Here is a 22,000-nt window from a genome sequence, read left to right as displayed (position 1 = left end):
GGGCGGGGCAGCGAGAATATCAACGCACCAGTGGGCCAGTGGCGACACCGGCCTACTGGTGCGTCACGGTTGGGTCAGCCCGTCACCTCGGACCGGTCCCCGCCCCAGAGCGTGTGGAACGAGCCGTCACGGTCGTCCGCCGGTACGTGCGGGCACCAAAGAAGTCACGCTGCCCCTGGGTGGGCGCGTCTGGCCGCGCTACCTCGCCTTTGAGCTGAAATCGGATGGGTTGGCTTTGTACGTTGGACTCGACACCGCTGGTGGTGTCGTCGTGCAGATCAAGGCCCACGAGGGTGAGCCCGGCACGGTAGAGCGGGAAACGTCCTGGGTCCTCAAGCAGCTGACCGCGGCGGGCAAACGGGTCCAGGGCACGGTGCGCCGACTCAAGGCGCAGGGCGTGCAGATGGTCAACGGGCGGGTCGCACCGTCAACATCGACAGTCCGGCCGTCGACTGGGCCAATGCTCAGCAGGCGGAGACGGCCTCCTGCCCACCGAGGGTCCAGACAGGCCAGCCCGATCTTGTTGAACCGGTGGATCACGTCCCGGACGGTGTCCTCGTCGGCCTGGACCAGTTGCGCGATCGCCGGTACCGGACTGCCGCCCGACGATGCCAGCACCATCATCGCCCGCCGGAACCGCACCGAACTGGTGCTTCCCCGCCGAACGATCCGCTGCAGCTTCTGCCCCTCCTGCTCGGTCAGCCGGCGAATCCTCACCAGCGATGCCATACCCGCCACCTTGCCGAATGCCGTCACTGAGACCCAACACAACGAGCAACCCGGCAAAAGTTCTCGGTCACAGCACTAGAGTGCCGTGCTGTCCGGTGGCTGCAGGATCGGGTTCCAGGCGAACCAGTCCAGGTTCTCGGCACCGAGTTCCCACGGGGACTCCAGCAACCGTTTCCGAGTTGCCTCGAGGTCCGCGGTGACGGCAACCGGAGCAGAGCCGATGCGGGTCATCAAGTCGCCCCGTGCGCGCCAGAACTCCTCGTCCTCGCCGCGCAGCCGGCGCACCGCCGCTTCTACGCAGACAGGCCATTTCGGCATCCCGTAGTGATCATCGCGGGTCCCGATCCGGGGAGCACCAGCGAAGACGAGGAAGTCGTCCGGCGGCAGACTTTTCTCGAAGTGCCTGAACATGCCGATGCGCTGTTTCACCTGTTTCTTGATCTCTCCGAGGAACCCCCAGCCGAAGTCCGTCAGGGTCCCCTCGCATCCCGGCCAGACCATGTCCCGGTCCAGGAGCAGGTCCTCCAGCTCGTAGAGACGGAATTGGTCGTGGGAGCCCAGGACGTCGAACGCCTGCCGGGTGAGCCAGGTGTTGCGTGCGAACATCGTCCCGTCGTGCAAAGCCTTGCGCCGACTGGTCGGCCGGGAGGCGTGCGCGTCCTCAATCGGGCCGTTGCGCCACACGGACAGGACGAGCCCGTGGGCCGCTGCCCACCGCAGTCCGTCCTCCGCCTCGAAGACGCCCATCTCCTTGAGACGCTGCCGTGCCCAGTCCAGCGCGTCCTGGATGTCCTCGTCCACCGGCTGCCGCTCGCCCACGATGCCCCGCTCCCCCACTGTCTGTTTTTCGTCGATGTTCGTGTATCCGCGCGATGCGGCGCCCGCAAGAAGAGCCGGATCCTACGCGGTCTCGCACCGGCACCTGCCGGTGCCGTCTGCGCCAGCCGTGGCGCCCACCGGGGCCGCTCTCAGACGGACCCAAGTTGTCGGAAGGCCGTGCCGAGCGCGCGCAGTTGAGCGCGGCGGGCCTGCATGAGTTCCTCCGGTCGGCGCAGGGCGGTGTCCAGGAGCCACACCCCGCGGCGGAACGGCTGGAAGCCGATGCTCTCCCACAGTGCGGAGATCTTCTTCTTCGCCTGGAGCCGATAAGCCTCGGTGACCTGCTCGCGGTCTTCGGAGTACACCCCCATGCCGGGAAACACCGCTACCGCGCAACACCCCCCGGACAGACGACGGATCGCCTCGGCAGCCAGCGCCGGACCCAGTCCGAAACCCCTCCACGCCTTGTCGAGACTGACGCGATCGAGGATCAGCAGATCACCGACGGGATGTGTGACTGCTCTCTCGAACGCGGCACTGTAGCCCGTGCGTCCGGAACGGCCAAGAACGGCGGAGACAGTAACCTCAAGATCGCCGGATTCGGCGTCCGCCGCCTCCCACCGGTTGTCGCCGGTGTCGTCACGCAGCCTCCACAAGATGAGGTGCCCGATCTCGGAGCCCGCAGCCGGAGCATGGCCGCCCTCTTCTTCGTCTTCCCACCCCTCGTCGCCAACCGTCCCGTAAGTGACCGCGACGTACCAGGACTCCAGGGTGTCCTCGCAGTCGAACGGCACCGCGGGATGTCCGTGCCCGTAATGGAGGTGAAGACGGGCTGGATCGCCCGGGAGTTCACTGACCGGCCGTATGGACATCGCTGATGTCATGACGGAAAGACTAGGAGCGGACACTGACATCCCACCGGGAAACGGCACGAACGAGACCACGGACGCGGATTGGCCCCAACCGAACTGAGCACCCTCGCAGCCCCGCCCCTTGACCGGGAACGACTCGAGCCATCACTACATCGAAGAACGGCTTCCTCGTCGCAGGCCGACACAGCTCGGTCAGCCCCGGCCACCGCTCCGGAAAGCCAGGCGCTGCGGACCTTGCCGCCACCACTCAGACACGGCCCAGCCACCAGACCAGCACAGACCAACCTATTCGCACCACGCAGCCATAAGGAAATCCCACCCCGATCACTACATTCCAAGACGATCACTGAATCCGCACTCCAGAGGCCCTCCGGCTTCTGCGCCTTCACGGGAACCCCAGCTCGGAGACGCACCACACCACAGCAGAAATCTCGAAATGATCACTAGACACCCAGGTCAGCACGTCACTCATCTAGTGATCACTAACGGATTTGTCAGACTGCGGTGCGGCGTGCCGGGTGGGGGAGGGGCTGCCACGGGGGTGGTGGCGAAGGCCTTAAAGCCGTCCCAGGTGGCCACCGCCTGTGGCTGTGGATCAGGGGCGTCGCCGTTGGCGCTTGCCGCGGCACCGGGAGACCGCTCCGCCGTCGACGGCGACTTGCCGGCCGGCGCATCGCTCATGCCTGGCGAGGCGTTCACCACTGCGCGGCCTCCGCTTCGGCGTCCCACAGCCCGTACCCGCCTGCCTCGGCCGGCAGCACGCCCATGCCCTCCGGCTCGCTCGTGTCGGTCTCGGCCGCCGTGTCGACGCTGATGAGGTCGTCCAGGCTCTCGCTCCAGTCCGGTGCCGGGGCCGGTGCGGTCTCTGCGTCGAGTGGGCGCCGCTGGCCGGGAAGATCGGGCAACTGTGCTGGCGTACCGGGGCGGAGGGCTCTCCGGCGGCGGGTTTTCTGCTCGGTCTCGGCGGGGTGGCGGGTGCGGCGCAGGAGTTGGTCGAGGGCGTCGGCGAGGTCGGCCTCATGCTGCTCACGGTCCCCGCGTTGTTCGATCTCGGTCTGGACGTGGCGCCAGATGGCGTCGTTGAAGGGCTGGTGGACGTGGTCGCGGTGGATCCACGGGATTTCGTGGAGCTGTCCGTCGGTGAGGCGGACGAAGATCTGGCGGGCGTCGTGGGGGTTGTGGTGGACCTCCCACTTGCCGTCCTTGGCCGCGACGGGGGAGGGCTCGCTGCGGTGGGGGTCGAGGATGTCGTGGTTGTAGGTGCGGTAGTCGAGGCGGATGCCGCGTTCGGTGATGGGCTGCCAGCGCACGGGCAGTAGTTCGAGGTAGTCGGCCCCGCTCAGCGGCACGGGGACGTAGCCGCTGATGGTGATGAGCGCGGCCCACATCTGGTTCGGGGTGAGGGCGGTTTTGGGCAGGACGGGGTGGCGCAGTCCGTCGTGGGGCCGGTTCTGCCAGCCGCAGGTGATCCATTCGTCGAGGAAGTCCTGCAACTGCGGGATCGTCCACTGTGTCTCGGCCGCCGTCGCTATGCCGCGGCGCTGGGGGTTGGAGCCGGTGTGGCCGGCGACGTGCTGGCAGAACAGGTCGTTGATCGAGCCGAAGGTCCGCTCCACCACGGCCTTGGCCTGCGGCCGACGGGGCGGGGCGGGCTGCACACTTACCCCGAGTGTTTCGCAGGCGGCGACGAAGCCCTGAGAGAGGTAGATCTTCCCGCGGTCGACGACGATCGTCTCGGGCACGATCACCGGCCGCGCAGCTGCTCCCTCCAGCCGCTCGTCCAGCGACAGCATCCGCTCATAGGGCACTTCAGCCCGCGACAGATGCAGCGCTGAGGGCCAGGTGGGGCGGGCAGGATGCGGAACAGCCATCTCGGCCAGGAGCAGTGCGGCGTCGACGGCTTTGGTGCTGTGCGGGCGCAGGACGGCGGCCAGGATGGAGCGGGTGGCGACGTCGACGGCGATCGTCAGCTCCGGCCGGCCCAGGCTGCCGTCCTCCAGGACGGCCATGATGTCCAGGCGGGTGGTGTCGATCTGCACCTGCTCCCCGGGCCGCAGCACCACCGGCGCCGACGATGAGGCGCGGGCGGGTGCGGTGGCGGTACGCGCCGGGCGTCCCGGACGGTCGGCCGGGTCGGCCAGCACACTCACCAGCCGGTAGAACGTCGAGCGTGACGGCATCTCCACCACCTCGCGCCCATGGGTGTCCTCCAGGATCTGCCCGACCAGTACCTGCAGTCCCTTCACCGTCCCCTTCGACCGGCCCCGCTGGCGCCGCAGTGCCTCCAGCACCGCGGCCACGACCCGCTCGTCGGCATATCCCGTCGGGTGACGGCCACGGGCCGGCACCGTGCGTTTGTCGACCAGCCCCCACAAGCCCTGTTTGCGGTAGGCGTGCCGCATCCGCTCAACCGTCGTACGCGTCACCCGCGCGAAGCCGAGCGCCGCCAGCTCCTGCGCCTTGGCCGCGTCCCGCTGCGCCAGCGTCCACCGCTCGGGGTCGTACTCCCGCCGCATCGTCTGGCCGTCACGGCCACCCTCAGGGTGCGGCCATCCGGTCTCGACCTCCCGGATATGGGGCAGCCAGGCCAGCGCCCGCTGCTGGGCCGCCACCGGAACGGTCTCGAACAGTCCCCACTGCGGCACCGTGTCCGGCGCCCGCGCGCCCACCACTTCGAGGCCCGGATCGGCGAACAACCGCCCCAGCAGCAGGCTCACTTCGGCGCCAGTCTCCTGCAGCAGGTAGACCCGCGCCCCTTGCAGGGCGGCGACCTGCCAGGTCTGTCCCCGGTAGGTGACGTGCGCGCCGACTTCCACCACCGGTCGTTGGCTCTTACCGCGTGTGCCGCCCACTGCACTCACCCCTCCCTTGGCCGCTCCCGGCGTCCAGCCGCGTTTCGACGCCCCCACCACTACGTTCGGCGTCAGCGCAGACCAGCGCCTCCTCGTGCAGCGGCTTATCAAGAGACGTCGTCAGATGCCCGCACCACAGGGCGTGATAGACAGCCGGCAGTACTTGCAGAGGCTCACCCACCGCGGCTGCGCCGTCGGCCAGCGGCCGTGGCCCGGCGAATACTTCGGCCAGCGTGGCCTGCAGCCCGGGCGGGCCCTGATTGCGAGGGTGGCGGTAGCCGGCCAGCCACCGCAGATTCGCCGCCACCACCGCCGGAGGCGGCTCGAGGCGCTGGTAGGACCAGCCCACGCGGGCACACGCCTCTTCCAGGACCACCCGCGCCCGCTGCGCCCTGTCTCCACCGATACTCGGGGTGGAGGGGCAGTCGGCGAGCAGGCCGGTGGCGTCCGCGTACCGGGCGAACAGCTGAGGCACCCACGAACGCACCTGCCCGTCGGCATCCCGCCACAGCAGCCGTACCGGACGTGCGGACAGACCGATCACATGCGGATTCCGGTCCAGGAACATCAGCTGGGTGCGCATTGCTGCCGAACCGTGTACGACGTGCCGTCCGGTGGTCGCCGACCACCACCAGCCGGGCCCCCACCTGCGGCCCGGCACGACAGGAAACGCGGATACCGGCGCGAGGTCCTCGAACCGCACCGACGCCGCCGCCTGACCCCACGGCAGTTGCGTCACCTGCCCAGCGGCCGTGGCGAACGCGGCTTCGATTCCCGCACCGGCGCCTCTTACGGCAGCCTGCTCCACCCGCCTGCTGTGCTCGTGCCCCTCCACACTCAACAGCCAAGTCCATGGGGGGCAGCTGAACACCGTGATCCGGATCCGCCACCCGAACGGGTGAACGGCGACTGTGATGCCGAGCTCTTGCAACTGTGGTCAGACCGGGAAGATTCGCAGTTCCTGCAGGAGCCGCTGTTGACCGGGTAACAAGGCATGGCGATGAGCAAGTTGCTCGCTGAACCAGGAGCCCAGCTTGGGCGGTGGTTCGAGGTCGGCGGTGAGCAGGAGACGCAGACGGTGGTAATCGCGCTGCCATACGAACGCCCACGGAGGGAACCACCACGGATCCAGAGCAGCGAGGGACTGCATGCCCGGCCACGGATCCGGTGAGCGGCGCGCGTGGGCCCCGGCCGCTCCCCGCTTGCTGGCGAGCCACCTGCCCAGCGGGAACCCGTTGTGCTGGACGGGGTGCGGCAGCGCGAGGTGGCCGTGAACACCGGCGTAATCCCGGGCATGGGCCAAGCCCACGGCGAAGTCGATCCGGGCACCGGTGGGGCGGTACCGCGCCGTCCGCCTCGCTTGTGCGGCCTCGCCGGTGATGCCGATCTTCCGCAGTAGATCTTGCTGGCGGGGGTGGAGCTCTTCGAACAAGGCGCACTGCGCGTACAGCCACGATGCGGCAGACGCCCCAACCCCGGCGAAGTCATCCCCCGGCACCAGCAGCTGATAGCTGCCGCACTGCTTGCGGGCGTGGTGGTAGGCCCGTTGCCATGCCAGGGGCCATGGCGGGTTCCACCACGAGTCGATAGAGGACAGCGCACGGCTCCGGTCGGTTTCCATCTCCGCCATACGGGCCCGGTTGCGTTGGCTCATCAGCCATTGCCCAAGAGGAAATCCATCATGGCGCGTGCTCTTGGACGTGGCGAGGTGGCCGTGGACGGCGGCAAAGGCTCGAGCGCAGTCCAGGCCGACCGCGAAGGCCTGAGCAAGGCTTTTGCGGCGAGGGTGTGCTGAGCGGGCGTGCGCGGGCCGGATTCCGAGATCTGCGAGCAGGCGTTGCTGGCCTACGTGGAGGTCGTCGTACCGGGAACACTGCTCATGGAGCCACTCGCCCAAGGCGAGACTGGTGCCGGGGAATCCTGCCGTGGCGTCGACGGGGCCGTGCTTTCGAACGTGTTCCAGCGCGCGGTGGTACGTCCGTCGCCAGGAGATGGGCCAGGGACCATTCCACCAGGGATCGATGCGATGCAGGGCCCGCGCCCGATCGACAGGAAGCGCCGCTACTCCGGTTCTCTGATTGGCCAGCCACGTTCCCAGTGCGAATCCCTCGTGACGGCCATACTTCGGAACGGCGAGATGCCCGTGACGCACCGCGTAGGAACGGGCGTGTGCCAAGCCGACCTGATACGCCTGCTCTGCAAGGGACGGCCTTCCTGCCGCTGGAGCGCTGCCGAAGGGCTGCTTGAGGCGCAGCTCCCGCACCTGTGCCGCAAGCCCACGAGGCCGGTGCGCGACCGGAACCGCCCACACGTCTTCCTCGGGCACTGTTCCGCGCCCCTGCCGCACACACGCCCGCACCCAGGCGAACAAGGCTCCTGCGCTGGAGGTGGCGAGCTGCTTCGCTAGCCACGGGCGGTCCAGGCGGTGGGCCAGCTCGGTCAGCAGACGGGGTACCTCGGCCAGCGTGTGCGGCATCTGACCGTGCGTGTCTTCCAAGACGCGTTGTCGCCACAACCGGTCACAAAGAACCGTCGTGACCGCGACAGCCTCGGGATACGTCACCATGTCCCGGGCGAGCACCGGTATCTCACTCTCGGGGAGATCGGCACGGACATGGCCAAGACGCGCCGGCCAGAGCACCTCGTCCCGCCAGTGCGCATCCCACCAGGAGGCAACGACCGCCTGGGCCACGGCAAAAGCGTTCTCGCACGAGCCTTTACGGCGCAGCAGCGGCAAAAGGCGCTGGTGCGCACGGATCACCTCCGGTACCCCGGCGAGGCTCACCTGGCCTTCGACCAGCGTGACTCTGTCCAGCGCCAGTGAGTCGAGGGACCAGCACTGGTGTCTGATGCAGATCCTTGAACGCAGGTCGGAGTACAGACGGGCAGAACACAGGGAGCCTGTCCGGGCCGCCGTACACAGTCGGCATCCCAGCGTGACGGCAGGAACCGTGCTGCCGGAGGCGAAACGCACGTTGGGCTGGTCACCGTTCGCCTTCGTGTCAGCGCGCTCATCCCAGGAAGGGAGCGCGCGGGACAGATGCGACTCCGGCACCTGGCAGAGGGAGGCCAGTCGGCGCCGCACCGCGGACGCCAGGAACACCTCGCCGACGAGACAGCCCTTTCCCCAGACACCACGCACACCGGGGCCCGCCATCGCAGACAACAAGCCCGTCATGGTGACGTTGTAGCGAGCGGCCAGTCGGTTCACGAACGACAGCGTCGTTTCACCTGCCAGCGGGGCCAGGTGGACGACACCGATCGCCGGCCACGGGGAGAACGGATCCGTCACCAGCCCCTCCACAGTCTCACCAGCGCACGCGATGGGGCCGATTCCCAAGCACAACACCCGGTCAGACTGCGAGGACACGGTGAGGGTCTCACCGAACCGCTGCTGTGCCCCGGCCACCCGTCCAGCCGCGCGAGATCAACATGTGAACGCTTCCCGTACGTGTTTAGTACGCGAAAGGTGCGTTTCGCGCTAGAGTCTGAGGCAGGAGGTTCTGTATGTCCGAGCTGTTCGACGCGGTCGACGCGCTGGTCTCGTCCCGCTCCACGCTGCCGCCCCCGGCGGAACGCAAACGGCTGCGCCAGGCGCACGGTCTGACGCTGGATGAGGTGGCCGCCGCACTGCAGGTGCGGCGTGCGACGGTCAGCGGCTGGGAGGCCGGCAAGACCGAGCCCAGGCCGCCGGAGCGCGACGCATACGCCCGCATGCTCAAGCAACTCGCCCAGCTCTACCCCGCCAACGCCCCGGTGCCCTCCAAGGACACGGCGGTCCCCGAGACGCCTGCCGTCTCGGCCATTCCTGCGCCATCGGTCGCTGAACCGGCCAAAGCTCGCACCGAACCCGCAGACCGGACCCCGGAGCCTGTTTCCGAGGACACCGCGCTGCGCCCCGCCGCTGTGCCGCATCCGGTGGCCACGACCAGGCCGACATCGCGTCGGCCGCCCCCGCGCAGGACCTCCCCCGCCGGCAGCCCAGCCGGTGGCGCCGATGCGCGGTTCGAGAACGGGCCGCTCGCGGTCGTCGACGTCGCCGACGGCCAGGTGCTGGCGTACTGCGTCGGCGGCCTGGTCCTGGACGTACCGGCGAAGTCGATTGCGGCCCTGGTGGAGTGGACACTGAGCGAGGGGCGGCTCGGTCAGCCGAAGCTGTCCGGGCCGGGCAAGGACGGCGATCCGCTGCTCGTACTCACGGAGGCTGCGCTGGAGCATTACGGCCTGCCGGTCACGCTCACCAAGGAGGAGCGCCTGGCCGGGCGGATCCCGGAGGGCCACAAGGCCATCAAGCAACTGGCCCGCGCCAACTGGCAGCTGACGAAGCGCGGCTTCGGGCCCTGGACGCGGATCTACCGCCCCGCGCAGGGCTCAGAGCGGGCCTGCCTACAGTTGTGTATTCCGTCGTGGGACGCGCTGGACACCCGGCACTGGGCCGATGCCGCCCAGCTTCCGCCGGCCGAACTCGCCCAGCTGCTCGGTACGTATGCGACCCGGGTGATGACGCCGCGCGGCTCCACCGCCGTCACGGGCCTGGAGCTGATGACCGCGCTGCACCCGCCCACCCGCGCCTCCGAACCCGACGAGACGGGCAAGCGGCACTCCGAGCACAACCCCGGCTCGCTGGGCAAAGACCCGGTGGACTGCGCACCGTGCGAGGCCCCCGACGGCCACCCGCTGCTCGCCGGCCTGCCGCGTTTCCACCACCGCACTCCGGCGGAGGTTCTGGTGGAGGAGGCGTACGACTGGGCGCGCCCGCTCACCGACGCCGAATGCCTTCGCCCCCACCTGGTGGGCATCGACGTGAACATGGCCTTCGCCGCCGGCGCCAACGGGCTGATCGTCGGGCTCGGTGCGCCGACGCACGTCAAGAACCCCGCCTTCGACGCGAAACTGCCCGGCTCCTGGCTGGTCGACCTGTCCCATATCGACCTGTCCAGGGTGAAGGGCGCCAAGGACACGTGGGTGGACCTGGAGGACAGTCTGCTGCCGAGCCCGTTCACGCCGAAGGGCGAGCGGCCGGAGGGCCCGGCGTGGTACGCCACGCCCACCGTCGCGTACGCGGTCGAGCTGGGCTACGAGGTGCGCCCGGTCGAGGCGTGGGTGCGTTACGACAACGGGCGTTACCTGGACGGCTGGTACAACCGGCTGCGCGACGCGTACCTCGCCACAATGGCCGACCTTGGAGTGGGCGCCGACCTGTCGCCGGCGGAGTTCCTCGCAGCGATGGACGGCTACCGGCAGCGTGACCCCCAACTGGCGATCGTGGTGTCCGCGGTCAAGGCGACGGTGAAGGGCGGCATCGGCAAGCTGCGTGAGCGCCCGCGCGGGGAGGGCTGGAAGCCCGGGCAGTCGTGGCGGGCCCTTGCCCGCCCGACGTGGCGCCCGGACATCCGCGCCGCAGTCATCTCCCGCACGCGGATCAACATGCACCGCAAGATCGTCAAGCACGCGGCGTTCACCGGGCAGTACCCGGTCGCGGTCCTCTCGGACTGCGCCGTCTACGCGTCCGACGGGCCGTCGCCGCTGGACTTCCTGCCCTACCGTGACGGCAAGCCGCTGCCCGGCGGCTTCAAGCTCGGCGTGAACCCTGGGCTGGTCAAGCATGAGGGCACCCAGAGCGTGCTGTGGGGCGAGGGCGTGCGCGAGCAGTTCAACGCCCCGGAGCTCAACCTCGCCCGGTACATCAAGGACGGCACCGTCACCGACCAGGACACCGGAGAGTAGACCGCGATGAGCATGTTCGGGGACGGCCTGGACGCCGCGGTGCAGAAGGCGTTCACCCGCCCGGCACCCAAGAATGCGGGCGCGCAGATGCGCTACCTGGTCAAGCAGCTCAAGGGCACCAAGGCGGTAGCCCAGATGCTGCGCATCTCCCAGCGCACCGTCGAGCGGTACGTCAAAGACCAGATCAAAAAGCCCCGCCTCGACCTCGCCGCGCGCCTGGAGCGTGAGGTGAAGGCCCGGTGGCAGCCGCAGATCCGGGCGAAGGCCCGGCAGAGGGCGGCGACGACCGGCGGCATCGTCATCGACACCCGCGCCCGGATCGGCTATGCCGCACCGATCGGCACGACGGACGAGGACCGCCTCCGGCACCTGACCGTCGCGCTGCCGCCCCGCTACGCCGCCCGCCTCTTTGACGCCCAGGAGCAAGGCGCCACCGACCGGCAACTCCAGCAGATCGCCGCAGAAGCACTCAAGGAGGCGTACTTCCAGGACAACGGCCGCCGCGCCGGCCAACTGGAGGAGGTCCGCTTCACCGGCATCGAGCACCTCGAGTTCGACCTGTAGGCGCGCCCTGAACACGTCGCGTACCACCCTGTCCGGGGATCGGGCCGTGCTCACCGGAGTTGCGCCTCGGCGGTGCGCCGCACCTAACCGTCGGCCGAGCGGCGGGTTCGATGCGGGAGGGCGCTTGCGACAGATGAAACCGGAGGCGCTGAGGGGCCATTGCGGACCAGAATCCCTCTGGAACGCCAGCCCTCTCACAGCAAGGAGCGCCGACATCAGCAAGCCGATCTCGCCTCAGAACATGAAGAACCTGGCCTTCATCAGGCTGCTGCACCGCCAGGGCGTCGAGCAGTCGCTCCTTCCCGAGCCGCTTTCCTTCACCTCGGTGCTGACCTTCCACGACGCTGTGGAGCTGTTCCTCATCGTCACGGCCGAACATCTGGGCGCCGTGGTGAAGGACCGGGACGGGTTCATCAAACGGTTCTTCGAGGGCCTGCACCCCAGTAACTTCCCTGACGGTGTGGAACTGCAGGGGCAGTACGGGATCAAGCGCCTGACCGAACTGCGCAACGGGTTCAAGCACACGGCTGGCTTCCCGGGCCCGAACGCCATCGTGGATGTGAAGGCTGACACCGCTCACTTCTTCGAGGAGAACACCCCCCGGGTCTTCGGCCTCGCCTTCGACGACTGACAAATCCGTTAGTGATCACTAGATGAGTGACGTGCTGACCTGGGTGTCTAGTGATCATTTCGAGATTTCTGCTGTGGTGTGGTGCGTCTCCGAGCTGGGGTTCCCGTGAAGGCGCAGAAGCCGGAGGGCCTCTGGAGTGCGGATTCAGTGATCGTCTTGGAATGTAGTGATCGGGGTGGGATTTCCTTATGATCACTAGACACCCAGGTCAGCACGTCACTCATCTAGTGATCACTAACGGATTTGTCAGACGCCGGCGGCGCGGGCAGCCGTCATGTCGCCGGGGCTGTCCCCGACGAACAGCGCCTGCTTGGGCTGGACGTCGAGGCGGGTCAGGGCGGCGTGCAGGCCGTCGGGGGCCGGTTTCGCGGGTGCGTCCTGCCGGGTGATCACGACGTCCAGCAGGTCGATGAGGGCGGGTGGCAGGTACCAGGGCAGGCGGTCGCGGTCCTGGAGGGTGACGACCCCGAGCGCGACGTTGACGGCGCGCAGGGCCAGCAGCCCGGTGGGCACGCCGGGGAACCCAGTGGGCAGTGCGGCGGCGAGTGCGCCGTCCCACCACCGGCCGCAGGCGTCGTCTGGGTCGGTGACACCGAGAAGGTTCAGAACCTCGGCGCGGGGGCGGTGCAGGGCGCCGGGCGGAAGATCCGCCGGGGTGGTGGGGCGGCCGGTCGCGCAGGTCGCGACCGCCGCGAGGGCAGTGCGTACAGCCGGGCCGCTGTCGAGGAGGACGCCGTCGAGGTCGAAGAGCACGGCTTGCCGGATCACCGGATACCTCCGGGGTCGGTGAGCAGCGCGGACAAGGTCATCCGGTGCTCGGTGAGCAGGGTGGTGGCCCCGGCCTCGCGGTCCAGGACTCAGAGCCCCGTGGTGACGCGGGCGCCCGCGATCCGCAGCAGCCTGGCTCCGCGCAGCAGACTCGTTTCGCTGCGGGCGGTGTCGTCGATCAGGACGGTGCGACGACCCTCCAGGTCGGCGCCCTCGATCTGCCGCCACGTCCCGTGCTCCTTCGGCGCGGCCCGTACGTAGACCGCGGGCAGGCCGGTGTGCAGGGACACCGCGGTCACGAGCGGGATCGCCGCGAGCGCCGGACGGGCCACTACCTCGGTGTCCGGGGGCAGCAGACCGGCGAGCGCGGCCGCGGTCTCCTTGAGCAGCAGCGGGTCGGCGGCCAGCCGGTAGGGGGCGAAGTAGGAGTCGAGAGTGCGCCCGTCGGGAGCTGGTAGGGACCGGGACGGAACGCGGCGCTGATCCGGTCCGCGAGGACGGAGGACGTCGTCGGGGCCGTCATCGCGGGCTCCCGGCAGTGAGGTTGGCCAGGTCCTTCTCCAGCGCGGCGACGTCGGGGAGGTCGGCGAGGAACCCCAGGGGGCGGTCGGGCCCTCCACGAACCACTGCTCGTCACGGAGGAAGGTGCAGAGTCGGCGGGCGGCCTGACCCAGCAGACGGACCGGGACAGGGCGGATCGTCGTCGCGTAGTACAGGGCGGCGGTCACCTCATGCAGGGTGCCGACCCCGCCACCCATGACCACGACCATGTCCACGTCGTCGAGATAGGCATGCAGGCGATCCCCCATCGTCGGCGCGTACACGGCGTCGGTGACGTGAGGGTTGAACGGCCCCCAGTCCGGTCGGTCGGCCAGGGTGATCGCGGTGACCGGCACTCCGTGGGGGGCGGCGCCCTGGGCGGCGGCTTCCATCAGGCCGTTGTAGCCGCCGTGCCGCAGCCCGTAGCCAGCCGCGCCCAGGGCGACCCCGGCGGCCAGGGCAAGGTGTTCTTCGCCGGGGCGGGCGACGACGCCGGCGAACAGCGCCGCGGTACGCGTGGGGCGGGTCATGCCGGTCCCTCCTGGTACTGGTAGGCGCGGTAGGCGGTGACTTCGTCGGACAGGGCGGCGACCGCGTGCGGGGCGACCCGTCCGGTCAGGCGCAGGATCCGTTCCAGCGCCTGGTCCGCCTGGGCGACGGTGGGCACCGGCGGGCCGCTCAGAGCGTCGGTCAGTTCCGCGAGGCATTCGCGGCCGATCGTCGTGCGGCCCACTTCGTCGGGCAGGTGGTACCAGCCGTGGTGGCGGGAGTGCGGGACCAGGGCGGTGCGGATCACGTCCCGGCACGTTTCGTGCAGCTGGTGAAGGAGCCCGTAGGCGATGTACTCCTGCCCGCGCAGGACGCGTTTGCGGAGCATCGCGTGCAGGACCATCGCCTGCACCAGCAGCGTCGAACAGGTAGCCGGCGCGGCCGCCGTACGGGCGAGCTCCGCCGCCGTCTCCACCCGGGCCCCCGCGTCCGGGCACGGGCCGGCGTCGGTGGGGGTCTCCTGCCAGAGCAGGCGTGGGCCGATCCGGCGGCGCAGCGCGTCCACTTTGCTGTCCGGGCACAGGTAGAGGTCGAGCTGGAGCAGGTGCCCGTCGTGGGGCAGCAGGTAGACGAAGCCCGCGCCGCCCAGGTCGCCGACGATGGTGTCGCGCCAGCCGGGCAGCAGCGTGCCGAACTCGGTGGACATCACCGCGTCCAGACTTCCCATCAGCGCCAGCAGCCGCTCGTCCCGTACGGCGACGACCAGGTCGACGTCGGACAGCCGGTCCGCCGTCCCAGTCGCCGGGGAGTCCCGCACGAGCAGCTGCGTCACCGCCGGAACATCGGACAGCGTCTGCACAAGATCGGCGAGCACCGTCAGCTGCGAGGGCCGGTGGGCGTAGGCCAGTTCCTCCAGCGGCGCCAGCGGCGCCGGGGGTGTTGTCGTGGTCATTCGGCCTTCCCTCCTGCGAGAGAGGAAGAGGTGCGGGCGAGCAGGTGGCGCTTGGCTTCCGTCCATCGGGTGGCCTCCAGGTCGGCCCCGCGGTTGGTGTGCAGTTCGGTGATCAGGTCGTAGGCCCCGCCCTCGGGGAGCGCGTAGGCGTAGTACGCCCGCAGCAGGACCTGCTCGGCGGAGGAGACGAACCCAAGCGAGGCCAGCTCTTTGGCCCACTCCATCAGCCGGCCGCGGTCGGCGGACGTCAGCACCGGCAGCCGGACCGCGTCCCCGGCGCGCAGATGCGGCCGGGCGGCGAGCTCGCGGTAGGTGTCGTCGGTGTAGACGTCGGCGATCAGGTGCAGCCGGTCGGGTCCGGTGGCGTTGCGGACCCCGTGAGCCTGTGAGGGCGTCAGCCGCCACAGCGAGCCGGCCGCCATGTGCACCCGGGCCCCGGCCGTCACGAGAACGGCGGAGGGGTTGGTGACGAGGGGGATGTGCAGGCGGTGGCGGCCGCGCTCGTTCAGCTCCGCGTAGTCGCGGTGCTCCCACAGGTAGGAGTGCGGCTCCAGACGGGCGAGGCGTACGTACATGAAGTCCAGCCCCAGTCCCGCCAGGAAGTCCTTGGTGACGGGCATGCGGTTAAGGAGGGTGGTCGGGCGGGGCCGGCCATCCCCGATCACGACGTCGTGCGGGTCCCCGTCCGGGGAGTGGTTCATCAGCGAGGCGGTCCACCAGCCGCCGGACTGGTACTCGCCGTACGCGACCTTCCCCCGCGTCGGCGCCCCGAGCGCCTCTGCCCGCATCCGCTCCACCAGCGCCTCGTCCAGGTCCGCCAACCTCGCCACCTGCCCGAGCAGATCCGGCCCCGGGCTGCTGATCTCCTCGGTGGCCGCCGTCGCGGCGAACATCGTCGTCCCCATACGTCTCTCCCCTCACCTCGGTGCTGCGGGGCCCGGACGGACCGCCGGGACACACCACACCGCGCCCGCCGCCCAGGGCACAGAGCAGCGGCGTTGCTGCCGGTTGCCGCCCGTTGCGCTGGGTTGCGGACCGGGCCCGGCGCCCTTCCCCCGCCCCTGCGCAGCCGGAAGACTGGTGTCCCGTGTGCTCGCGAAGGGAAAGCCGCCGTGACCGTGGACACCAGCGCCGAACAGCACCCGCTCGCCTACCTGCTCTCCCAGCGCGGGACGGCCCACGAGGCGTACCTGTTCCGGGTGGCCAAGCAGCACCGGCGCATGGGCTAGGTCCTGTCCGATAATTGATCTTGTGGTGGGTCGTGGTGAGCTGACGGATGCAGCGTGGCAGCGGATAGCGTCGTTGCTGCCTGGTGTTGATGGCCGTGGCCGGCCGTGGCGTGATCACCGACAGGTGATCAACGGGGTGTTGTGGCGGTTGCGCACGGGTGCTCCGTGGCGTGATCTGCCGGAGCGCTACGGGCCGTGGCAGACGGTCTATGAGCGGTTCGCCCGCTGGGAGACGGACGGCACTTGGGCCCGGCTGCTGGAGCGTGTCCAGGTCCGCGACGACTCCGTCGGGGCAGTGGAGTGGACCGTCTCGGTCGACTCCACGGTCAGCCGGGCTCACCAGCACGCCGCCGGTGCCCGCAAAAGGGGGCACCGGAGGGGGACGAACTGGAAGATCCGGCACGCGCGGCGGCTCGCCAGGCGCTCGGCCGGTCCCGCGGCGGGCCGACCACCAAGGTTCATCTTGCCTGCGACGGCCGGGGCCTGCCCCTGGCCGTCGTCGTCACGCCGGGCAACGTCAACGACTCCACCGTCTTCGACACCGTCATGGGCGAGCTGCGAGTGCCCCGGACCGGTGCCGGGCGTCCCCGCCGCAGACCTGACATGGTCCTGGCGGACAAGGCGTACTCGTCACCGGCGATCCGGCAGGCCCTGCGCGGGCGGGGCATCCGCACCGTGATCCCCGAGCGGGCCGACCGGAAAGCGAACCGCCGGAGGCGCGGCCGGGCCGGCGGCAGACCGCCGGCCTTCGACCGCGAGCTCTACAAAGCCCGCAACGTCGTCGAACGCTGCTTCGGCCGTCTCAAGCAGTTCCGCGCGATCGCCACCCGCTTCGACAAACTCGCCGACCGCTACCGGGCCGGAGTCCACCTGGCCTCACTCATCCTCTGGCTCCGAGAACCCACCCAAGGACCTTTGTCAGACAGGACCTAGCCCGGACGTGAGCAGCCCGGTCGCGGGCATGCTCACCGCCGCCCGGCACGGTCATCCGTGGACGGGGTGGTCGTTCTCCGCCGGGTGGGGCACGCGGGATGTCACGCTGGTGGAGCACGAGCTGGTGGTGGCAGCCACCGGCCGATATCGCCCGTGACGCTGTCGGCCGGTGGCGCACGCCAACAGGCGGCCGGTATCCCGGGGGCGCAGGCTGATCGGTCGGTTTCTCCTTCTCAGCGCAGTTGCTCGGCCAGCCCGACGATGATGCCCTCCGGGCCGCGAACGTAGCAGAGCAGATAGCTGTCCTCGAACCGGGCGATCTCGCCGACGAGTTCGGCGCCGTGAGGGCGCAGGCGGGCAACGGTGTCCTCGATGTCGTCGACGGCGAACATGACGCGGTGCGTGCCCAGAATGTTGTGCGGCCGGTTGCGCGGCCCGGCGCTGATCACCGCGGGGCTGCGGTACTTCGCCAGCTCGAGCCGACTGTGACCGTCCGGGGTCCGGACCATCGCGATGTCACAGCGGACGCCGTCGAGTCCGGTGCACCGGTCGGCGAAGAGGCCCTCGACCTCCGCCCTGCCCTCCAGCTCCATACCGAGTTCCACGAAGAACGCGATGGCTGCATCCATGTCCTCGACGACGATGCCGACGTTGTCCATCCGCTGAATCGCCATGCTGGTTTCTCCTTCTTCCTCGTGCGGCCGGTGGTAGCCGCTGATGTCCTTGGACAGAGCCGGTGGCACGACATCCTCAGACCGCCGAACTCCGAAAAAACTGGATCGCGCCTCAGCACCGCTACAGCAGACCCGCGAGCCAGGCGCCACCACCGAGGGTGAGTGCGGCACAGGTGGCCGCTCCCATGAAGACGATCGGCCGCAGCGTACCGTCCCCGCTTTTCAATGCTCCCTCGACGATTCGCAGCGTGCGCGCTTGAGCATTGCGCCTCCCCGATTAATTCACGGTGCCGGGTCACCCTTGGCGGGTGGAGTTCCCCGTGCCGCACGCCCTCGCCGTACCCCGTCCGGGCCCCGCCGCGCGGCGCCGACGCGAGCTGGGGGCCGCGCTGATCCACGGCGGGCCCGAGCATCCGTGGACGGGAATGCAGATCAGCGCTGGATGGAGCTGTGGGAACAAGCTCCGGTACGTCACCGTCCAGCCGAACCGAGACCGGCCGCCTGCGTCCGGCCCGCTGCGTGGTCGAGGACGGCTGGCCGCTTCGCCGGGCCGCCGAACACCAGGTCTCACCGACGACCGCTCAGCGGGGACCGGCCGCTACCGGACCCTGTGCGAGGCCGGGATGACGGACCTCTCCTCCCGTCCGTATCACTGGCCCGACGCGCTCATCTCGACCGAGCCACCGGCCGGAACATACGCCTCTACGAACGCGAGCGCCCCGGCGAACTGGTCCACGTCGACATCAAGGAACTCGGCAACGTCCCCGACGGCGGCGGCCACAGGACACTGGGCCGCCGAACGGGCCGCAAGACCCGCTCCGGCACCGGCTACAGCTACATCCACACCGCCGTCGACGACCACTCCCGCCTCGCATACAGCGAAAGCCACGCCGACGAGAAGAAGGAGACCGCCACCGCATTCCGGCAGCGGGCCCACGCAAACTTCATCACCCGCGGAATCACCGTCGAACGCGTCCTGACCGACAACGGCGCCTGCTACAAGTCCCCCATCTGGCGCGACACCCTCGCAGCGGCCGGGATCACCCACAGATGAACCAGGCCCTACCGGCCGCAGACCAACGGTAAGGTCGAACGCCTCAACCGCACCTTCGCCGACGCATGGGCCTACGCCTGCCCCTACCGCACGGAACAGGAACGACGCGACGCCTTCCCCACCTGACTGCGCGCCTGCGATCACCACCGCGGACCGACCGCGCTCGCAGGCAAACCACCCGCCAGCCGCGTCCCCCGGACCTGATCCGGTGTCAGCGGCATTTAAGGTGGCCGGGGTCGAGTGGAGGCCTTTCCCCAACGCGGCCCATGAGGCTTTCTGTGAGAGCGGTACGTCTCGGCATATCCCGGCTAACCCGCCATCGCGAAGCGGATGGTCTCGGCGTCTGTCGACACCGGGCGGACGTCCTTGGCATACCTGACCCGCAGAGGTCTCGTTGCAGACCGTGCGGCGCCCGCATCCGACGAGCGTCAACACCATCCGCTTGATCACTCGTGGAGTTGGCGGTGCGAGCCCATTGCACGGTGACTTCTCATGTTGCCCGAGCCATCTGAGCTCCCGCACAGATCGAGGCCCGTGGGATGAGCTGGTGCCGCGAAAAGCTACTGAGGTGGCGGACCGGCCCTCGCGCTGAGTCCTGGGATTAGGTCGCTGCGTGGCCCGCATGTGCTCGTGACCTGCACGAACTGCACTATCGGGGAGGAACGTTGCTCTCCTGCGGCATCGACTGGGCGGAACGCACGCACGACGTCGCCCCGGTCGACGACAGCGGCCAGTTACTGGCCAAGCGGCACATCACACCGACGCGCCGCCGGCTACAGAATCCTCTTGGACCTGCTCGCCGAGTACGGCGACATCGAGGAGGATCCGATCCCGGTCGCGATCGAGACGTCCCGCGGCCTACTGGTGGCAGTGCTACGGACGGGCAAGCGACAGGTGTTCGCGATCAACCCGATGGCCGCCGCCCGCTACCGTGACCGGCACTCCGTCTCGCGCAAGAAGTCGGACCCCGGCGACACCTTGGTCCTGAAGAACATTTTGCGCACTGCCATGCACGTCCACCGGCCGCTGCCGCAGGACAGCGACCTCGCCCGCGCCGTCTCCGACCCTGCCCGCGCTCAGCAGGACGCCACGTGGAACCGGCAGCAGATCTCCAACCAGCTCCATTCCCTGCTGCGGGAGTACTACCCAGCCGCCTTGACCGCGTTTGAGTACTGGAAGAACGGTCTCTGCCGCCCCGAGGCCCGCGAGATCCTCAAGATGGCCCTGACGCAGGCCCGTGCGGTCCGACTGATCTGCCCCAGCTCCAGGCCGCTCTGAAACGGGCGGGCCGCAAGCCGCATCGCTGCCGAGGCCGACCGGCTCCGGGATGTGTTCCGGGCCGACCGGGCCCATCAGCCGACGCTGGTCGAGGATGCGCTCGGCAAGCAGATGCTCGCGCTCCTAGACGAGTTATTCCGAATGCTGACGGCGTGTTCGGAATAACTCGTCTAGGTCCTGTCTGAGAAAGGACCTTGGGCTGGATCGTTACGCACCCGGCCCGTTCCCTCGAGCATCGAGGCCCGTCTGCGGTTCCTCCCCGCCGCACACCAGGGCTCCCCCGGCAAATGGCCACCACGCTGGGGGCGTCGCAGCGCACCGTGCAGCGGTACGTGACGAAGAAACCCGGAGCGCGGCGTCTGCCGGGTCCTGCGCGGATCCACGCGGCCGGCCCACCCAAGCCCCGTCGCCAACCAACGATCACCGAACCTGAATCGTGCGCAGCGTAAATGACACGGCCTGATCACCCAACCAACCATCTGACAATTCCGCAGGCCAGACACCCGCCCCCGCCCGCGCCCCGTAGCCATCGAAGCTACCGACGCCCCGCAATCACCATCCGCAGATCGCTCCTGGACACGAGCAGCTCTCCAAGGTCGGGATGCGGTGGATGTAGCCGTACGGGCGTGCAGCGGGGTGCTCCGGTTTCCTGGCCGGTCCCGCTGTCGTCGGTTGCGGGAGTTGCTGGATCTCTCGCAGTGTCTCGGCGGCTCGCGCGGTCCCGGACGTGCCCCTTTGAGCTGGTGGACTACGGTCCAACGTCGTTTTTTTGAACCGAAGTTGCTGAGACAGAACCCGGACATTTACCGGATCATTTCAAGATCAGCTCGGCCCTAGTGTCATCGGTGTCAGACGGAAACACCGCAACCGACAGCCGCTGGAGATCATGATGCGTTCGCGTCTCGCCGCCCGCTCCGCCCGCCTCTTTCTGGCCGCCGCGGCCGTGACGGCCCTCGCCGCCACCGCCACCGCCTGCAGCCCCGACGATGTCGACGCCGCAGCCACCGCGACCTCCCCTTCCACCGAACCCGCCGGCAACGGTGGCAACGGGGACAGCGCCGCCACGGACGGCTCCAGCACCAGCACCAGCGGCTCCGGCTCCGGCTCCGGCGGCTCGAAGAGCTCCGGCTCCAGCGGCTCGAAGAGCTCCGGCTCCAGCGGTTCCTCCGACAAGGACGCCGGCACCGACGACGCCAAGAAGGAGGGCTACGGGCAGTCCTGCGGCACCAACGACCTGGACTTCACAGTCACCTCGAAGTCCCAGGCCGGCGGCTACTACCTCGTCACCGCCAAGGCCAAGTCAGGCATCACCTGCTACCTGGAGATCAACACCCCCAGCGTGTCCTTCGGGTCCGGCGCCGACGGCGTCGCCTCCCCCGTCGGGCAGGGTGGCGAAGACCCCATCAAGCTCACCGGCTCCACCGCCGCCTACGCCGGAATCAACCCCAAGACCACCAACAACAATTCCGGCAAGGAGTTCGAGAACGTCATCATCGCCGTCAGCGAAGAGGACCCCGACCCCGCCGAACTCAAGCTCCCCGCCCCCGCCACCGTCGACAAGCCCATCGTCACCGGCTGGGCCACCAACCCCGCCAACTCCGTGCCGATCATCGTCTGACCCACCCACGCCGAGCACCGCCCCACTCCACTTCACCGCTGCCACCGGCGCACGAAGCACGGTCAGCGAGCGGCTGCTGGAAGACGAGCGCGGTGGCGTCGTCGGCAGCGGCGGCGTCGACCACGACCAGACCCGGACGGCTCACGTACGTCTCGTTGATCGGATTCACGTCCGCGCGGTCTCCAGCACCTGTCGCGCGTCGCCGGCACCACCGCCGCTCAAGCAGCGCCGGCGCTGATTCCCTGGCGTTGAGAGAGACTGTCTCCTCGTG

General features: G+C 69.2%; 17 protein-coding genes and 3 pseudogenes. 8 read left to right on the top strand and 12 right to left on the bottom strand.

Annotation, left to right across the window (positions count from 1 at the left end; genetic code table 11):
- Window positions 1-461: 461 nt before the first annotated feature.
- From ACIBAE_RS16505 to ACIBAE_RS16480, 6 genes and pseudogenes are all read right to left on the bottom strand, one after another.
- Window positions 462-729: pseudogene (locus ACIBAE_RS16505) on the bottom strand (transposase); the annotation flags it as partial.
- 75 nt (window positions 730-804) lie between these two features.
- Window positions 805-1,548, bottom strand: coding sequence for a hypothetical protein (locus ACIBAE_RS16500; protein WP_399285513.1), 744 nt, complete (start codon window positions 1,546-1,548; stop codon window positions 805-807).
- 149 nt (window positions 1,549-1,697) lie between these two features.
- The gene (locus tag ACIBAE_RS16495) at window positions 1,698-2,432 is read right to left on the bottom strand and encodes a hypothetical protein (RefSeq protein ID WP_399285512.1); all 735 of its coding nucleotides are present in this window, start codon (window positions 2,430-2,432) and stop codon (window positions 1,698-1,700) included.
- 683 nt (window positions 2,433-3,115) lie between these two features.
- Window positions 3,116-5,239: a transposase gene (locus tag ACIBAE_RS16490; RefSeq protein WP_399285511.1), complete on the bottom strand. Its 2,124-nt coding sequence runs from the start codon at window positions 5,237-5,239 to the stop codon at window positions 3,116-3,118.
- Between the two features lie 13 nt (window positions 5,240-5,252).
- Window positions 5,253-6,107, bottom strand: coding sequence for a TnsA-like heteromeric transposase endonuclease subunit (locus tag ACIBAE_RS16485; protein ID WP_399285550.1), 855 nt, complete (start codon window positions 6,105-6,107; stop codon window positions 5,253-5,255).
- 102 nt (window positions 6,108-6,209) lie between these two features.
- Window positions 6,210-8,564 carry a helicase associated domain-containing protein gene (locus ACIBAE_RS16480; protein ID WP_399285510.1) on the bottom strand — a complete coding sequence of 785 codons (2,355 nt, stop codon included), beginning with the start codon at window positions 8,562-8,564 and terminating at the stop codon, window positions 6,210-6,212.
- A 215-nt stretch (window positions 8,565-8,779) separates the two neighbouring features.
- Here ACIBAE_RS16480 and tap point away from each other — a divergent pair, with 215 nt between their 5' ends.
- From tap to ACIBAE_RS16465, 3 genes are all read left to right on the top strand, one after another.
- Window positions 8,780-10,999 (top strand): telomere-associated protein Tap, encoded by a 2,220-nt coding sequence (tap, locus tag ACIBAE_RS16475; RefSeq protein ID WP_399285509.1) that lies wholly within the window; start codon window positions 8,780-8,782, stop codon window positions 10,997-10,999.
- A gap of 6 nt (window positions 11,000-11,005) precedes the next feature.
- On the top strand, window positions 11,006-11,563 hold the full coding sequence (tpg, locus tag ACIBAE_RS16470) for a telomere-protecting terminal protein Tpg (RefSeq protein ID WP_399285508.1): 558 nt from the start codon (window positions 11,006-11,008) through the stop codon (window positions 11,561-11,563).
- 241 nt (window positions 11,564-11,804) lie between these two features.
- Window positions 11,805-12,194: a hypothetical protein gene (locus tag ACIBAE_RS16465; protein ID WP_399285507.1), complete on the top strand. Its 390-nt coding sequence runs from the start codon at window positions 11,805-11,807 to the stop codon at window positions 12,192-12,194.
- Between the two features lie 246 nt (window positions 12,195-12,440).
- Here the strand turns inward: ACIBAE_RS16465 and ACIBAE_RS16460 are convergent, their stop codons facing one another.
- From ACIBAE_RS16460 to ACIBAE_RS16445, 4 genes are all read right to left on the bottom strand, one after another.
- On the bottom strand, window positions 12,441-12,962 hold the full coding sequence (locus ACIBAE_RS16460; RefSeq protein ID WP_399285506.1) for an HAD family hydrolase: 522 nt from the start codon (window positions 12,960-12,962) through the stop codon (window positions 12,441-12,443).
- An 89-nt stretch (window positions 12,963-13,051) separates the two neighbouring features.
- The gene (locus ACIBAE_RS16455) at window positions 13,052-14,032 is read right to left on the bottom strand and encodes an orotate phosphoribosyltransferase (RefSeq protein ID WP_399285505.1); all 981 of its coding nucleotides are present in this window, start codon (window positions 14,030-14,032) and stop codon (window positions 13,052-13,054) included.
- A complete protein-coding gene (locus tag ACIBAE_RS16450) occupies window positions 14,029-14,943 on the bottom strand; it encodes a hypothetical protein (RefSeq protein WP_399285504.1) in 915 nt (304 codons plus the stop codon). The genes ACIBAE_RS16455 and ACIBAE_RS16450 overlap by 4 nt, the downstream gene beginning before the upstream one ends.
- On the bottom strand, window positions 14,940-15,848 hold the full coding sequence (locus ACIBAE_RS16445; RefSeq protein ID WP_399285503.1) for an aspartyl/asparaginyl beta-hydroxylase domain-containing protein: 909 nt from the start codon (window positions 15,846-15,848) through the stop codon (window positions 14,940-14,942). Before ACIBAE_RS16445 ends, ACIBAE_RS16450 begins: the two co-directional genes overlap by 4 nt.
- A 346-nt stretch (window positions 15,849-16,194) precedes the next feature.
- On the opposite strand from ACIBAE_RS16445, the gene ACIBAE_RS16440 reads away from it, so the two are divergent.
- Window positions 16,195-17,105, top strand: a protein-coding gene (locus ACIBAE_RS16440; protein ID WP_399285502.1) for an IS5 family transposase whose coding sequence is annotated in 2 segments (ribosomal slippage) — window positions 16,195-16,534 and window positions 16,534-17,105 — 912 coding nt in all. Because the reading frame shifts where the segments join, the coding sequence is not laid out codon by codon here.
- A gap of 7 nt (window positions 17,106-17,112) precedes the next feature.
- Window positions 17,113-17,262, top strand: a complete 150-nt coding sequence (locus tag ACIBAE_RS16435; RefSeq protein ID WP_399285501.1) for a hypothetical protein — start codon at window positions 17,113-17,115, stop codon at window positions 17,260-17,262.
- 76 nt (window positions 17,263-17,338) lie between these two features.
- On the opposite strand, the gene ACIBAE_RS16430 is transcribed toward ACIBAE_RS16435, so the two are convergent.
- Window positions 17,339-17,779 (bottom strand): VOC family protein, encoded by a 441-nt coding sequence (locus tag ACIBAE_RS16430; protein WP_399285500.1) that lies wholly within the window; start codon window positions 17,777-17,779, stop codon window positions 17,339-17,341.
- Window positions 17,780-18,229: 450 nt separating this feature from the next.
- On the opposite strand from ACIBAE_RS16430, the pseudogene ACIBAE_RS16425 reads away from it, so the two are divergent.
- The 3 genes and pseudogenes from ACIBAE_RS16425 (at window position 18,230) to ACIBAE_RS16415 (ending at window position 21,729) form a co-directional block, all read left to right on the top strand.
- Window positions 18,230-19,037, top strand: a pseudogene (locus ACIBAE_RS16425) (DDE-type integrase/transposase/recombinase).
- Between the two features lie 461 nt (window positions 19,038-19,498).
- Window positions 19,499-20,246: pseudogene (locus ACIBAE_RS16420) on the top strand (IS110 family transposase); the annotation flags it as partial.
- A gap of 754 nt (window positions 20,247-21,000) precedes the next feature.
- Entirely contained in the window at window positions 21,001-21,729 is a 729-nt protein-coding gene (locus tag ACIBAE_RS16415; RefSeq protein ID WP_399285549.1) for a hypothetical protein, read from the top strand.
- On the opposite strand, the gene ACIBAE_RS16410 is transcribed toward ACIBAE_RS16415, so the two are convergent.
- Entirely contained in the window at window positions 21,719-21,898 is a 180-nt protein-coding gene (locus ACIBAE_RS16410) for a DUF6207 family protein (protein WP_399285499.1), read from the bottom strand. The two genes, ACIBAE_RS16415 and ACIBAE_RS16410, sit on opposite strands and share 11 nt — an antisense overlap.
- Between the last annotated feature and the right edge of the window lie 102 nt (window positions 21,899-22,000).

The organism is Streptomyces sp. NPDC051569 (assembly GCF_044454085.1).
GTDB lineage: Bacteria > Actinomycetota > Actinomycetes > Streptomycetales > Streptomycetaceae > Streptomyces.
The sequence above is the reverse complement of the archived record's forward strand: the minus strand, read 5'-3'. Positions and strand labels throughout refer to the sequence as shown.